Annotated in this window: 10 protein-coding genes and 1 pseudogene; 7 read left to right on the top strand and 4 right to left on the bottom strand. The window is 73.3% G+C overall.

Annotated elements, in window-relative coordinates; translation table 11 throughout:
* Nucleotides 1-61: 61 nt before the first annotated feature.
* Nucleotides 62-2,369, bottom strand: a pseudogene (locus ACTWQH_RS28765) (MMPL family transporter).
* Nucleotides 2,370-2,670: 301 nt separating this feature from the next.
* On the opposite strand from ACTWQH_RS28765, the gene ACTWQH_RS28760 reads away from it, so the two are divergent.
* The 6 genes from ACTWQH_RS28760 (at nt 2,671) to ACTWQH_RS28735 (ending at nt 6,998) form a co-directional block, all read left to right on the top strand.
* The gene (locus ACTWQH_RS28760) at nt 2,671-3,654 is read left to right on the top strand and encodes a class I SAM-dependent methyltransferase (RefSeq protein WP_443289709.1); all 984 of its coding nucleotides are present in this window, start codon (nt 2,671-2,673) and stop codon (nt 3,652-3,654) included.
* A gap of 86 nt (nt 3,655-3,740) precedes the next feature.
* Nucleotides 3,741-4,166, top strand: a complete 426-nt coding sequence (locus ACTWQH_RS28755; RefSeq protein WP_443289708.1) for a helix-turn-helix domain-containing protein — start codon at nt 3,741-3,743, stop codon at nt 4,164-4,166.
* A 15-nt stretch (nt 4,167-4,181) separates the two neighbouring features.
* Nucleotides 4,182-4,670, top strand: a complete 489-nt coding sequence (locus ACTWQH_RS28750) for a hypothetical protein (RefSeq protein ID WP_443289707.1) — start codon at nt 4,182-4,184, stop codon at nt 4,668-4,670.
* A gap of 152 nt (nt 4,671-4,822) precedes the next feature.
* Entirely contained in the window at nt 4,823-5,167 is a 345-nt protein-coding gene (locus ACTWQH_RS28745) for a DUF2516 family protein (RefSeq protein WP_443289706.1), read from the top strand.
* Between the two features lie 194 nt (nt 5,168-5,361).
* Entirely contained in the window at nt 5,362-5,982 is a 621-nt protein-coding gene (locus ACTWQH_RS28740; RefSeq protein ID WP_443289705.1) for a DUF47 domain-containing protein, read from the top strand.
* Between the two features lie 14 nt (nt 5,983-5,996).
* The gene (locus ACTWQH_RS28735) at nt 5,997-6,998 is read left to right on the top strand and encodes an inorganic phosphate transporter (RefSeq protein WP_443289704.1); all 1,002 of its coding nucleotides are present in this window, start codon (nt 5,997-5,999) and stop codon (nt 6,996-6,998) included.
* An 83-nt stretch (nt 6,999-7,081) separates the two neighbouring features.
* On the opposite strand, the gene ACTWQH_RS28730 is transcribed toward ACTWQH_RS28735, so the two are convergent.
* The 3 genes from ACTWQH_RS28730 to ACTWQH_RS28720 form a co-directional block, all read right to left on the bottom strand.
* Complete coding sequence (locus tag ACTWQH_RS28730) at nt 7,082-7,417, bottom strand: PepSY domain-containing protein (protein ID WP_443289703.1); 336 nt, start codon at nt 7,415-7,417, stop codon at nt 7,082-7,084.
* 90 nt (nt 7,418-7,507) lie between these two features.
* Nucleotides 7,508-8,872, bottom strand: a complete 1,365-nt coding sequence (locus ACTWQH_RS28725) for a sensor histidine kinase (protein ID WP_443289702.1) — start codon at nt 8,870-8,872, stop codon at nt 7,508-7,510.
* Complete coding sequence (locus ACTWQH_RS28720) at nt 8,865-9,542, bottom strand: response regulator transcription factor (protein WP_443289701.1); 678 nt, start codon at nt 9,540-9,542, stop codon at nt 8,865-8,867. The genes ACTWQH_RS28725 and ACTWQH_RS28720 overlap by 8 nt, the downstream gene beginning before the upstream one ends.
* Before the next feature lie 198 nt (nt 9,543-9,740).
* Between ACTWQH_RS28720 and ACTWQH_RS28715 the strand changes: the two genes are divergently transcribed.
* Entirely contained in the window at nt 9,741-13,049 is a 3,309-nt protein-coding gene (locus ACTWQH_RS28715) for a S8 family serine peptidase (RefSeq protein ID WP_443289700.1), read from the top strand.
* The last annotated feature ends 72 nt before the right edge of the window (nt 13,050-13,121 follow it).

Below are 13,121 nucleotides of genomic sequence, written 5' to 3'. Positions count from 1 at the left end.
CGCGGTCCGGGACGCGGTCCGGGGCGTTCGCCTCGAATGCCTGGCGAGGTCGGCATGGCCGTCAGCTTCCGCTCCCGCCACGGCCGCGCAGGGGCAGGGGCTCCGGCAGGCCGAGGGACGGCGGCTGGCCCGGCGGCGGCACGGGCACGGAGGGCGGGGGTGGGGGCGGGCCGGCGAGCGCCTCGCCCTCGACGTCCACGTTCGGCAGCATGCGATCGAGGCTACGCGGCAGCCACCACGCGCGGCGGTCGAGCAGGGCGAGCACCGCGGGCCCGATCGCCATCCGGACCACGAAGGCGTCGAACGCCACGGCGGCGGCCAGGCCGAGGCCCATCGTCTTGATGATGGCGAACTCGACCCCGATGAAACCGGCGAAGACGCTGATCATGATGAGCGCCGCCGCGGCCACCACAGCGCCCGCTGTGGCGGAAGCCGCTGACGAGTGCCTCCGCCGGCGTCTCGCCGTGGGCGTGGGCCTCGCGCACCCGGCTCACCAGGAAGACCTCGTAGTCCATGGCGAGGCCGAAGACCAGCCCGATCATGAGGATCGGCATCAGCGCCATGATCGGCGCGGTCTGCTCGACGCCGAAGACCTCCGCCGCCCAGCCCCACTGGAAGACCGCGACGATGACGCCGAGGGCGGCGCACACCGACAGCAGGAAGCCGAGCGCGGCCTTGACTGGGACCAGGATCGAGCGGAAGACCACCATCAGCAGGAGCACGGCGAGACCGACGACGACCACCAGGTAGGGGATGAGGGCGTCGGACATGCCCTGGGAGATGTCGATGTCCATGGCGGTGCGGCCGGTGACGAACACGTCGCCGCCGGTCTCGGCCGCCACGCCGGAGACCTCGTCGCGGAGGGTGTGGACGAGGTCGCCGGTCTCGCCGGTGTTCGGCCCGGTCGACGGCACGGCGGTGAGGACGGCCGTGTTCCCGGCCTCGTTGAACGCCGGGTCGCTGACCGTGACCACGCCCTCGATGCCCGCGACGGTCTCGGCCACCCGGCCGACGAGGTCCTGCGGCGCAGCCTCGGCGCCCTGGGCGTCCACGACGACGGTCAGCGGCCCGTTGAAGCCGGGGCCGAAGCCGTCGGACAGCAGGTCGTAGGCGCGGCGCTGCGTGGTGTTCTTCGACTCGGACTCGTCGCCCGGCAGGCCGAGTTCCATGCTCAGCGCGGGCGCGGCCAGCACGCCGAGGCCCACGACGCCGAGCACCAGCACGGGCAGCGGGCGGCGCAGCACGAAGTGCGCCCAGCGGACGCCGAGGCCGGTCCTGGTCCTCCTCCCGGCCACGGCCCCGGTCGTGGCCACGGCCCCGGCCCCGGCCCTGGGCTTGCGGGCGGCGCGGGGCAGCATGCGGCGGCCGAGGAACCCACACAGCGCGGGCACGATCGTCAGCGCCACGCACACAGCCAGCGCCACGGTGCCCGCCGAGGCCAGCCCCATCCTGGTCAGCTCGGGAACGCCGACGACCGACAGCCCCGCCAGCGCGACGATCACGGTCAGCCCGGCGAAGACGACGGCGGTCCCGGCCGTGCCGGCCGCCCGGCCGGCGGCGTCCTCCGGCTCCCGGCCCTCGGCGCGCTCGGCGCGGTACCGAGTCGCGATGAACAGGGCGTAGTCGATGCCGACGGCCAGGCCCAGCATCATCGCCAGCAGCGAGACGGTGTCCGTCAGGCCCAGCGGGCTGGCGCCGATGGTGATCAGGCAGAGGCTGATCGCGACGCCGACGATCGCCGACAGCAGCGGCAGGCCCGCCGCCACCAGCGAGCCGAAGGTGATGACGAGCACCACCGCCGCCACCGCCAGGCCGATGATCTCGGTGATGCCGCCGATCGACGGATCCGGCTGGAGCGCCTCGCCGCCGATCTCCACCGTCAGGCCGGCGTCGCGGGCCTGGTCGGCGGCGTTCTCAAGGGCCGTGGTCGTCGCGTCGGTCAGGTCGATGGCGTCGACGGTGTAGGTGACGGTCGCGTACGCGATGGTGCCGTCCTCGCTGACGGCGGCGGCGCCGTCGCCGGCCCCGCCGTACGGGTCGGCGACGTCCTGGACCTGGTCCCCGGCGAGGCCGTCCAAGGCGCCGGTCACGGCCGCCCGGTGCTCGGGCGCCGTGATCCGCTGCCCGTCCGGGGCCTGGAAGACCAGGCGGGCGTCGGCGCCCTCCGCGTTGCCGCCGGGGAAGCGCTCATCCAGCAGGTCGAACGCCTCCTGGGACTCCGTCCCCGGCATGGCCAGGTCCTCCTCCTCGGCGGCGGGCGCCATCGCGGCGCCGACGCCGGCGAGCAGCAGCGCCACCAGCCACAGCACGGCCACGAGGCGGCGCCTCCGGAAGCTCCATCGCCCGACGCGGTAAAGAAAGTTCGCCATGAGCAGATCACTCCAGACACCATGCGGAAGATGCGGAACATGCGGGAAACGCGCTCGGCGCGCGCCCTCCACGCTCCCGCCCGGCACCCCCGGAGGGCGTCGTCCGCCCGCACGCACTTCGGCCTGGTGCGTCCGCACGAGGCCGGGCCGGCCCTGGCCGCCGCGCACGCGGCGTACGGGGGCAAGCTCCTGAAGGGAAACGGCGCTCCGCCTCGCGGCCAGCGCCTTCCTGACGGCCTTTTGCCTCCGGCGCATCCGCCGCCGGCTCGGCCGAAGCGCGGCGTCGGGCATCCTTGTCCCCGTGTCCTATCGACTGATCGAGGGTGACCCGGACCCGTCGACGGTGCGCCGGCTCACCTTCGTGCCGTTCCTGCCGGACGGGCGCTGCATGGTTCTGCCCGGACCGCGGCTGCCCAGCGGAGAGGTCCGGCCGGGCGAGCACTACCTGCTGGATTCCTGCCTGCGGATCCCGCTGGAATCGCTGGGGTTCCGTCTCCAGCGGGTGCACCCGTTCGCCGCGGACGGCGACCACGTGTACGCCTGGCTGGACGGCGACCGCTACGCCGGCAGCCGTCCGCACGCGACGGTCGATGCGGTGATCGCGGACGTGGAGGACGTCAGGGACCGGCTGGACGCGGGGAGCGCCGCGGTGGTGCGGGATGCCGCGCGTTCCTTCCACGCCCAGTCCGACGCGGACTACTACGCGGACAACGTGCGACTGCTGGAGCCGGCGTACCTGCGGGGCACCACGCCGCAGGCCGGATCCGGGTTCGGCGGGGACGCCGCGCGCTGGCGGGAGCGCCGCGGGATGATCATGGATGGCGTGCACCGCGCCGGCACGTTCCTGGACGTGGGGTGCGCCAACGGTCTGCTCATGGAGTCGGTCCGGGAGTGGGCCGCCGAGCGGGGCCTGGCGATCGAGCCCTACGGAGTGGACCTCGCGCCGCGCCTGGTCGAGCTCGCCCGGCACCGGCTGCCGCACTGGGCCGACCGCATCGAGGTGGGCAACGCCATCGACTACCGGCCCGCCGACGGGCGCCGCTTCACGTTCGTGCACGTGCTCCTGGAGATCGTGCCGCGGCGGCGCCGCGCGGATCTGGTCCGCCACGCGCTGGAGCGGCTGGTGGAGCCGGGTGGCCGGCTGCTGGTCAGCCACTACCAGGCCGACGGCGGCACCGACCTCACCGCCGAGGAGCACCTGCGCGCGCTCGGATTCGAGGTGGCCGGCAGCACGCGGGCACGGGGCGCCGGCCGCGGCGCGACCACCGCCTGGCTCGAAGCCTGAGAGAAGACACCGCCGCACCCTGTGCCCTGCATCACTTCCGCAAGCGCTCGCTTGCAATAGTTAGCACGGCGCGGCACGCTGGGGCCATGGCTTCACTCGGTGTCGGCAACCTCGGCGAGTTCCTGCGGGAGCAGCGCCGCCAGGCGCAGCTGTCGCTGCGGCAGCTCGCGGAGGCCGCCGGGGTGTCGAATCCGTACCTCAGCCAGATCGAGCGCGGGCTGCGCAAGCCGAGCGCCGAGATCCTCCAGCAGATCGCCAAGGGCCTGCGGATCTCCGCCGAGACCCTGTACGTGCAGGCGGGGATCCTGGACGAGCGCGCGGCCGACGCGGACGGCGACGGCGGCGGCGGCGTGCGGGGGGTGCGGGAGGCGGTGCTGGCCGACCCCGCGCTCACGGAGTCGCAGAAGCGGGCGCTGCTGGAGATCTACCGCTCCTTCCGCGCCGAGAACGCGGCCGAGACGGCCGCCACCACAGAGAAGCCGGCAGAGGCAGAGACCGAAACACCGGCGTAAACGGGAGGGACCGCCATGACCATCACCGACGAACTGCGCAAGAACCTGACCAACACCACCCCGCTCTACGTGGCCGCGGGCACCGCCGACCTGGCCCTTCAGAAGCTGCGTGAGCTGCCCGCCACCGTCGAGCGGCTGCGGACCGAGGCGCCCGAGCGGCTGCCCAAGCTGCGCGAGCAGGCGCAGACCCTGGCGCTCCAGTCCGTCGGCGTCGCGCTGGAGTACGCCGTGAAGGCGCGCGAGACCTACGACGAGCTGGCCCAGCGCGGCAAGACCGTCGTCGAGACCCGCCTCGGCGAGGGCGGGACCGAGGCCGCGACCGAGACCCGGGTGACGGTGGAGCGCGAGGACGTTCCGGTCACCGAGCCCGTCACTGAGCCCGTCGCTGAGCCCGAGGTGGAGGACAAGGCGGAGCCCGAGCCGAAGGCGAAGGCCGCGCCCCGGGCCCGCAAGACCACGGCGCGCAGGAAGCCCGCGCCGAAGCCGGACGCCAAGGACGCGTGAGCCGACGTGTGAGCCGTCCCCCCCACCCCGCCTCCCGCCCCGGGGCGTGCCCGGGGCGGGTGGGTGGGGGTCTCCTCTAAGGGGTACGCGCTTGGGCAGGGCCCCGGTAGCGTGGATGGGGACGGTCAGCTTCGGATAGGGCGGTACAGAGCATGTTGTTGGACGACTTCTTCACACTCGTGTGGCTCATCTTCATCGGGCTGCTGATTCTCGCGGTGTTCGCGCTGGTGCACGCCGCGCTCCAGCGGGAGGACGCCTTCCGCGCCGCGGACAAACAGACCAAGCCGTTCTGGCTGGTCATCCTGGGTGTGACGGTCGCCGTGCACCTGTTCGTGCCCGGCATGCTGATCCTGAAGCTGATCGGTGCGATCGCCACCATCGTCTACCTGGTGGACGTGCGCCCCGCCGTCCGCGCGGTCACCGGAGGCGGCGGCCGTGGCCGTGGCGGGTGGAGCAGCAGCGACGGGCCCTACGGCCCCTACAACGGAAACCGCTGACCGGACCCCGACCTGGCCACCGACCGGCCACCGGCCCTCCCGACCGGCATCGCTGACCGGCATCGCTGACCGGCCATCCACGTCGTGACCTCCCGAATCGTGATCTGGAGGTGCACCCGGAAGGGTTAGCAGTGGCTGGATTCTGCCCTTAGCATCAGCGGTGATACCCGCTGATGAACGCCAGAGGAACTCCAGTGCGCTTCCGCCTGACGCCCCAGGAGACAAGCTTCTTCGACCTCTTCGCAGCCGCCGCCGACAATCTCCTCACCGGCTCGAAGCTTCTCATGGAGCTCCTCGCCGCCGACCCCGCTACGCGCGTCGAGATCGCCGACCGCATGCGCGCCGCCGAACACGCCGGGGACGACGCCACCCACGCCATATTCCACCAGCTCAACTCCTCCTTCGTCACCCCCTTCGACCGCGAGGACATCTACCGCCTCGCCTCCCGCCTCGACGACGTCATGGACTTCATGGAGGAGGCCGTCGACCTCGTCGTCCTCTACGAGATCGACGAGCTGCCCAAGGGCGTGGCCGAGCAGATCGAGGTCCTGGGCCGGGCGGCCGAGCTGACGGCGGAGGCCATGCCGCACCTGCGGACCATGCGGCACCTCACCGAGTACTGGATCGAGGTCAACCGCCTGGAGAACCAGGCCGACCAGATCCACCGCCGCCTCCTCGCCCACCTCTTCAACGGCACCTATCCCACGCTGGAGGTCATGAAGCTCAAGCAGGTCGTGGACGTGCTGGAGGAGGCGGCCGACGCGTTCGAGCACGTCGCCAACACCGTCGAGTCCATCGTGGTCAAGGAATCCTGAGGCCATCCGCCACAGTGGACACGCTCGCCCTCACCATCGTCATCGCCACCGCGCTCTTCTTCACCTCCACCAACGGCTTCCACGACTCCGCGGGCGCGATCAGCACCTCCGTCTCCACCCGCGCGCTCACCCCGCGCGTGGCGCTGGCCCTGGCGGCGTTCATGAATCTCGCCGGCGCCTTCCTCGGCACGAGCGTGGCCGACACCGTCACCGAGGACCTGATCGTCGTCCCCGACGGCCCCGGCGAGCACGGCATGCTCCTCCTCTTCGCCGCGCTGCTGGGCGCGGTCGCCTGGAACCTGCTGGTCTGGCGCACCAGCCTGCCCTCGTCCTCCACCCACGCCCTCCTCGGCGGGCTGCTGGGCGCCGCCCTCGCCGCGGCCGCCACCGTCCACTGGGACGGCGTGCTCACCAAGATCGTCATCCCGATGGCCGTCGCCCCCCTCGCCGGCCTCGCCCTCGGCTACGCCGCGATGCTGGCGATCCTGTGGCTCTTCCGGAACGCCAGCCCGCGCAGCGCGCAGCACGGCTTCCGCATCGCCCAGACCGTCTCGACGGCGGGCATGGCGCTCGGCCACGGGCTGCAGGACGCGCAGAAGACGATGGGCGTGGTGGTGATGGCGTTGATCGTCGCCGACGTGGAGGCGGAGGGCACGGACGTCCCGGTGTGGGTGCGGGTCGCCTGCGCGGCGGCGCTGGCGCTCGGCACCTACGCCGGCGGCTGGCGCGTCATGCGGACCCTCGGCCGTCGCGTCATCGCGCTCGACCCGCCGCGCGGATTCGCCGCCGAGTCGGCCTCGGCGGGCGTGCTGTACGCCGCGACGTACCTCGCGAACGCGCCCGTCTCCACGACGCACGTGCTGGGCGGGTCGATCATGGGCGTGGGGGCGACGCGCCGCTTCACCACGGTGCGGTGGGGGGTGGCGCGCACCGTCCTCCTCGGCTGGCTGCTCACGCTGCCCGCGACGGCGGGCCTGGCGGCCCTCGCCTACGCCGCGATGGCGGCGTTCGCCTGAGGCGCGCGTTGCGTGCCGGGGGCTTGAGCCCCCGGACCCCGGCCGCCCACATCCAGGGGCCGGGGTCGGTGGGAAAGCGCCGGCTACTCGTCCTCCTCCGGGCCCTCGTCGTCCTCGCCGATGTCCGTCTCGGCGTTCAGGACGTGGAAGTCCTCGTCGAGGTGGACATCGGTCTGCTTGCCGTCGTCGAGCGTGACCTCGACCTCGTAGGAGGCGTCCTCGTCGCCGGCCTCCGTGTCGGTGACCTTGCCCTCGCCGGTGAAGTCGAGCGCGGCCTCGCTGGCGCGTTCCAACTCCGTGCCCGTGATGGGCGGCTCGTCGTCGTCGCCCGAGGCCCCGGCCATGGCTATGCCGCCGCCACCGCCCGCGAGGGCGGCCACGGCCGCCGCGCCGACGATCCACTTGCTTCTGCGGTTCATGATGGGTGCTCCCTTCCTCCTCGCCTCCCATGCTGGCGCGCACCCCCTGAACCCACGCTGAACGTCACACCGAACGCGTCTCACCGAACCTCAGCCGTCGGCGCCCCGGGGCAGGGTGACCTCGACCCGGGCTCCTCCCAGCCCCGGGCTGTCGGTGATCGTCAGGGCGCCGCCGTGAGCCGCGACCAGCTCGGCGACGATGGCCAGGCCCAGGCCGCTGCCGCCGTGGTCCCGCGCCCGCGCGTCGTCCAGGCGCACGAAACGCTCCAGCACCCGCTCGCGTTCGCCCTCCGGAATGCCCGGCCCGTCGTCGTCGATCCGCAGCAGCACCTCGCTCCCCCGCTCCACCAGCGTCAGCGCGACGCGGGAGCGGGCGTGGCGCGCGGCGTTGTCGCACAGGTTGCGCAGGAGCCGCTGGAGCCCGGCCTCGTCGCCGTCCACCCGCCCGGCGGAGACGGCGGCGGTGTCGATCCGCAGGCCGGTGGTGGTGCGGAGGCGACGGGCCTCCGCCAGCACCAGGTCGTCCAGGTCGACCGGGCGGCGCCGCAGCCGCAGCGTCCGCTCGTCCGCCCTGGCCAGCAACAGCAGGTCCGCCACCAGGTGCTGCATCCGCACGTCCTCGGCCAGCACCGTGCCGGCCAGCTCGGCCGGCGTCGTCCGCTCGGGGTGGGCGAGCGCGACCTCGGCGTGCTGGCGGATGGCCGCGACGGGCGAGCGCAGTTCGTGCGAGGCGTCGGAGATGAAACGCCGCTGGCTGCGCTGGGCGGCCTCCAGCCGGCCCAGCATCCGGTTCATCGTGGCGGCCAGGCGCGTGATCTCGTCGCCGCCGGGCGGCTCGGGCACCCGCCGGTGCAGCTCGGCCGCGGAGATCTCCTCCACCTCGGCGCGGACGGCGTCCACCGGCGCCAGGGCCCGGCCCACCCCCTTCCACGTCACCAGGGCCACCAGCACCAGCAACGCCGACAGCCCGAACGCCAGCAGCCTGACGACGAGCTGCGTCGACTCCAGCACGTCGACCAGGGCGTGGCCGGCGAGCACCGTGTAGCGGCCGTCGGGTGTGCCGGCGGCCACGACCACGAACTCGTCGTCGTCCTCCTCCAGCGGCGAGGGGAGTTGCTCGGACTCGCCGGGGGCCAGGTGGGCCACGGCGGGCAGGCCCGCCGCGTTGTCGCTGGCGGCCACCACTCGGCCGTGGGCGTTCAGGATCTGCACCAGCTCCTCGTCGGGCACGCCCACGGGCAGCTCCGGCAGCCTGCCGACGCCCTCCGTCGCCACCTGGGCCGCGACGCGCTGGGCCCGTTCCCCGGCGTCCTCGCGCACCTCCTCGGTGAGCGAGGACCGCAGCGCGGCCACCAGCGCCAGCGCCCCTGCGATCAGCGCCACCGCCACCACCAGGACCGTCACGGCGGTGGAACGCACCCGGACGGTGCGGAACCAGGGGAGCCGGTCACCCATCGCCGGCCACCAGCCGGTATCCGGCCCCCCGGATGGTCTCGATCGCCTCCCGGCCGACCTTGGCGCGCAGCCGCCGCACGTACACCTCGATGATGTTCGGGTCACCCTCGAAGTCGGCGTCCCACACGTGCTCCAGAATCTCCCGCTTGGAGACCACCTCCCCGGCGTGGCGCAGCAGGAACTCCAGCAGCGCGACCTCCCGGGCGGTGCACGCGATCTCCGCCTCTCCGTCCCTCTCGTCCCGCCACACGCGCCGCGTCGCCGGGTCCAGGCGCAGCGGTCCGGCCCGCAGCACCGCCGGCCGCCGCTGGGCGCCCCGGCGCAGCAGCGCGCGCAGCCGCGCCATCAGCACGACAGAGGAGAAGGGCTTGGTCACGTAGTCGTCCGCGCCGACGTCCAGGCCCTCGGCCTCGTCCCACTCGCCCTCCTTGGCGGTGAGGATCAGGACCGGCGTCCAGATGCCCTCCTCGCGCAGGGCGGCGCACACCTTGTAGCCGTTCAGGCCGGGCAGCATGATGTCCAGCACGATCGCGTCGTAGGCGTACTCCCGCGCCATCCACAGGCCGTCGACTCCGTCATGGGCCACGTCCACGGCGAAGCCCTCGGCCTCCAGACCCTCGCGGAGCCCGGCGGCCAGCGGCTTCTCGTCTTCGACGACCAGCACGCGCATGCTCACCATCCTCGCAGCGCGCACCTGAACCCGCGCTGAACGGCGCCCCACCTGGGGGCGGGGTGAGTGGGCAAGGGGCAAGGGGCGTGTGCGGCTCACAAAGCTGCACGGATTCTTCACCTGTCGCGTGCCACGTAACCCGGCCGAAGCGCGGTCTTAACCGTCATGAGGAGAAAACCGAATCCACGGCGCACGGCCATGGCCGCCACCACGGTGGCCATGGCCGCCGCGCTGACGGCGGCCGCCACCGCGCCCACCGTCGCCCAGGAGACCCAGCCCGGCGCCGACGCCGCCCGCGAGGCGGGCGCGGGCGCACGCCAGGTCACGCTCATCACCGGCGACAAGGTCGTCCTCGACGGCCAGGGCGAGGTCACCGGGCTCATACGCGCCTCAGGACGGGAGCGCATACCGGTCCAGGTGCTGGAGAGCGAGGGCGCCACCTACGTCGTCCCGCGCGACGCCCAGCAGCTCATCGCGGACGGCACCGTCGACCGCCGCCTGTTCGACGTCACCGAGCTCAGCCGCGAGCAGTACGACGCCGCCAACGGCGTGCCCGTCATCGTCACCTACGACGAGGAGGCCGACGCGGCCGACACCCGCGCCGGGCTGTTCGCGGACGAGGGCGCCGAGAACGCCGCGCCCGAGGTCACCGGCGCGTTCTCGTCGATCAACGGCGAGGCGCTGACCGTCGCCGCCGATGACGCCGCCGCCACCTGGGAGGCGTTCACCCAGCCTCGGAGGGGCAGGACGGCCGCCGCGCCCGGCGTCGCCACCATCACGCTGGACGCCGTCGTCCAGGCGACGCTCGCCGACTCCGTGCCGCAGATCGGCGCCCCGCAGGCCTGGGACGCCGGGTTCGACGGCACCGGCACCACCATCGCCATCGTCGACACCGGCATCACACCCGACCACGAGAACGTCTCCGGCAAGGTCGTGGCCGAGCAGAACTTCACCACCGCTCCCGGCACCGGCGACCGGTACGGCCACGGCACCCACGTCGCCTCCATCGCCGCCGGCACCGGCGCCCACTCCGGCGGCGACTACACCGGCGTCGCCCCCGGCGCGGACCTGATCAACGCCAAGGTCCTCGGGAACGACGGCTACGGCGAGACCTCCTGGGTCCTGGCCGGCATGGAGTGGGCCGTCGAGCAGGGCGCCGACGTCATCAACATGAGCCTCGGCGACTACGACACCACGGAGATCGACCCGCTGGAGGAGGCCATCAACACCCTCTCCGCCGAGACCGACTCCCTCTTCGTCGTCGCGGCCGGGAACGACGGCCCCGCCCCGGGCACCATCGGGTCCCCCGGCTCCGCCGACGCCGCCCTCACCGTGGGCGCGGTCGACAAGCAGGACCAGATCGCCGACTTCTCCTCCGTCGGCCCGCGCCTGGGCGACGGCGCGGTGAAGCCGGACGTCACGGCCCCCGGCGTCGACATCGGCGCCGCGGCCTCGCCCGGCAGCATCATCGCCGAGGAGGGCGCCCCCGTCGCCGAGGGCTACGTCGCGATCTCCGGCACCTCCATGGCCACGCCGCACACGGCCGGCGCCGCCGCGATCCTCGCCCAGGCCCACCCGGAGTGGGGCGGCGAGGAGATCAAGGGCGCGCTGACCGGCTCCACGCAGCCGAACGAGGAGCTGACCGCGCACCAGCAGGGCACCGGCCGCATCGACGTGCCCGCCGCCCTGGACCAGACCGTCATCGCCGAGCCCACCTCGCTGAACTTCGGCCTCGCCGAATGGCCGCACGGCGACGACGAGCCCGTCACCCGCGAGCTGACCTACCGCAACCTCGGCGAGACCGACGTCACCCTCGACCTGGCCGCCACCGCCACCAACCCGCAGGGCAACCCGGCCCCCGAAGGAACGTTCACCCTCGGCGCGGACCAGGTCACCGTCCCGGCCGGCGGCACCGCCACCGTCGACGTCACCGCCGACACCACCGTGCCGAGCAGCGACGGCTCCTTCTCCCTGGCCATCACCGCCACCGGCGCCGAGGGCGGCCAGACCGTCCGAACCGTCGGCGCCGTCGAGCGGGAGGTCGAGAGCTACGACCTGACCGTCGAGGGCATCGACCGCGACGGCGACGCCCCGACGGACGACGAGTGGTACGCCACGGCGTTCAACGTGGAGACCTTCGAGCTCCACGACCTGGGCCCGGGGGGCACCACCCGCCTCCCGGCCGGCGAGTACGTGCTGGACGCCAGCTTCTTCACCACCTCGGCGGACGGCGAGGAGACCCTCGGCATCGACTGGCTGGTGCATCCGGACCTGTCACTCACCGAGGACACCACCGTCACCGTCGACGCCCGCGACGCCGCGCCGATCGACGTCACCGTGGCCGGCGTTGACGCCGTGGCCGACCTGAACCTGTCCTTCGACACCTACACGGAGGAGACCGGGTACGGCATCGCCTTCTTCGCCGGCGTGCTGCCCGAGGGCATGCACACCGCCCAGATCGGCGGCGTGCGCGAGGGCTGGACGACGAACTCCTCGGTGAGCGCCGCCTGGCAGCAGGAGGGCACCAACCGCGAGTACCATGCGGCCGACCTCAACGAGGGCGCCTTCTACACCGGCCTGACCAAGAACGTGAAGCGCTCGCAGCTCGCGCGCGTCACCACCGGCCTCGGCGCCTCGCTGGAGGACCGGGAGGGCGCCCTCATGGTGTGGGACGGCCTGAGCGGCATGGCCAGCGCCACCTACGAGCCCGTGCCGCGCACCGACCAGGTGTTCGTCGAGGCCGCCTCCACCGAGTGGGCCTTGGACTTCTTCCAGTCCGGGCCCGACGCCGGCGACGAGGCGTACTACTTCGGCGACCTCACGGCGTACGAGCCGGGCAAGCGGTACCGGGAGACGTACAACGTCGGCGTCTTCGGCCCGCAGGTCAGCGAGCAGGACGGCGCGCTGTTCCGCGAGGGCAACACCATCTACGGCTGGATCTCCCCCTTCGCGGACGGCGCCGGGCACGGCGGCGACAGCCTCTACGACATGTCCACCGCGTCCACGACGCTCTACCGCGACGGCGAGGAGTTCGCCACGGCCGAGGACGTCATCGACTGGGTGGAGTTCGAGGTCCCGGCGGACGAGGCGACCTACGAGCTGGTCACCACCGTCGGCCGCGAGGGCATGGCGGCGAACGTGACCACCCAGGTCACCGCCTCGTACACCTTCACCTCCGCCGCCCCGGCGGAGGGCGAGACCGCCGTCCTGCCGGCGGCCGCGGTGCGGTACGCCCCCGAGCTGGCGCTCGACAGCACCAGCCCGGCCGGCGAGACCGTGAGCGTGCCGGTCACCGTGCAGGCCTCGGAGTACGCCGACGCCCCGACCGTCGCCGTCGAGGTGTCGTACGACGGCGGCGAGACGTGGGAGGACGCGCCGGTCGACGGCGGCGCCGTCGAGGTCACCAACCCGGCCGCGGGCGGCAGCGTGTCGTTCCGCGCGACGGTCGAGGACGGCAACGGCAACGCCACGACCCAGACCATCATCGACGCCTACCACACGGCATAGCCCGGCCGGTGGGTGGGCGGGGCCCTTGCGGCTCCGCCGCATGCGGGGGCCCGGGGGCGGAGCCGCAAGGGC

It is taken from the genome of Streptomyces sp. 6N223 (assembly GCF_052246635.1).
In the GTDB taxonomy this organism is placed as follows: Bacteria; Actinomycetota; Actinomycetes; order Streptomycetales; family Streptomycetaceae; genus Streptomyces.
Note: the sequence above shows the minus strand (reverse complement) of the source record. Positions and strands in the feature narration are given on the sequence as shown.

Coding starts and splice junctions, on each gene's coding strand:
- ACTWQH_RS28755 (WP_443289708.1), top strand. CDS start 3,741: ATGGCTTCACTCGGTGTCGGCAACCTCGGCGAGTTCCTGCGGGAGCAG.
- ACTWQH_RS28750 (WP_443289707.1), top strand. CDS start 4,182: ATGACCATCACCGACGAACTGCGCAAGAACCTGACCAACACCACCCCG.
- ACTWQH_RS28745 (WP_443289706.1), top strand. CDS start 4,823: ATGTTGTTGGACGACTTCTTCACACTCGTGTGGCTCATCTTCATCGGG.
- ACTWQH_RS28730 (WP_443289703.1), bottom strand. CDS start 7,417: ATGAACCGCAGAAGCAAGTGGATCGTCGGCGCGGCGGCCGTGGCCGCC.
- ACTWQH_RS28725 (WP_443289702.1), bottom strand. CDS start 8,872: ATGGGTGACCGGCTCCCCTGGTTCCGCACCGTCCGGGTGCGTTCCACC.
- ACTWQH_RS28720 (WP_443289701.1), bottom strand. CDS start 9,542: ATGCGCGTGCTGGTCGTCGAAGACGAGAAGCCGCTGGCCGCCGGGCTC.
- ACTWQH_RS28715 (WP_443289700.1), top strand. CDS start 9,741: ATGGCCGCCACCACGGTGGCCATGGCCGCCGCGCTGACGGCGGCCGCC.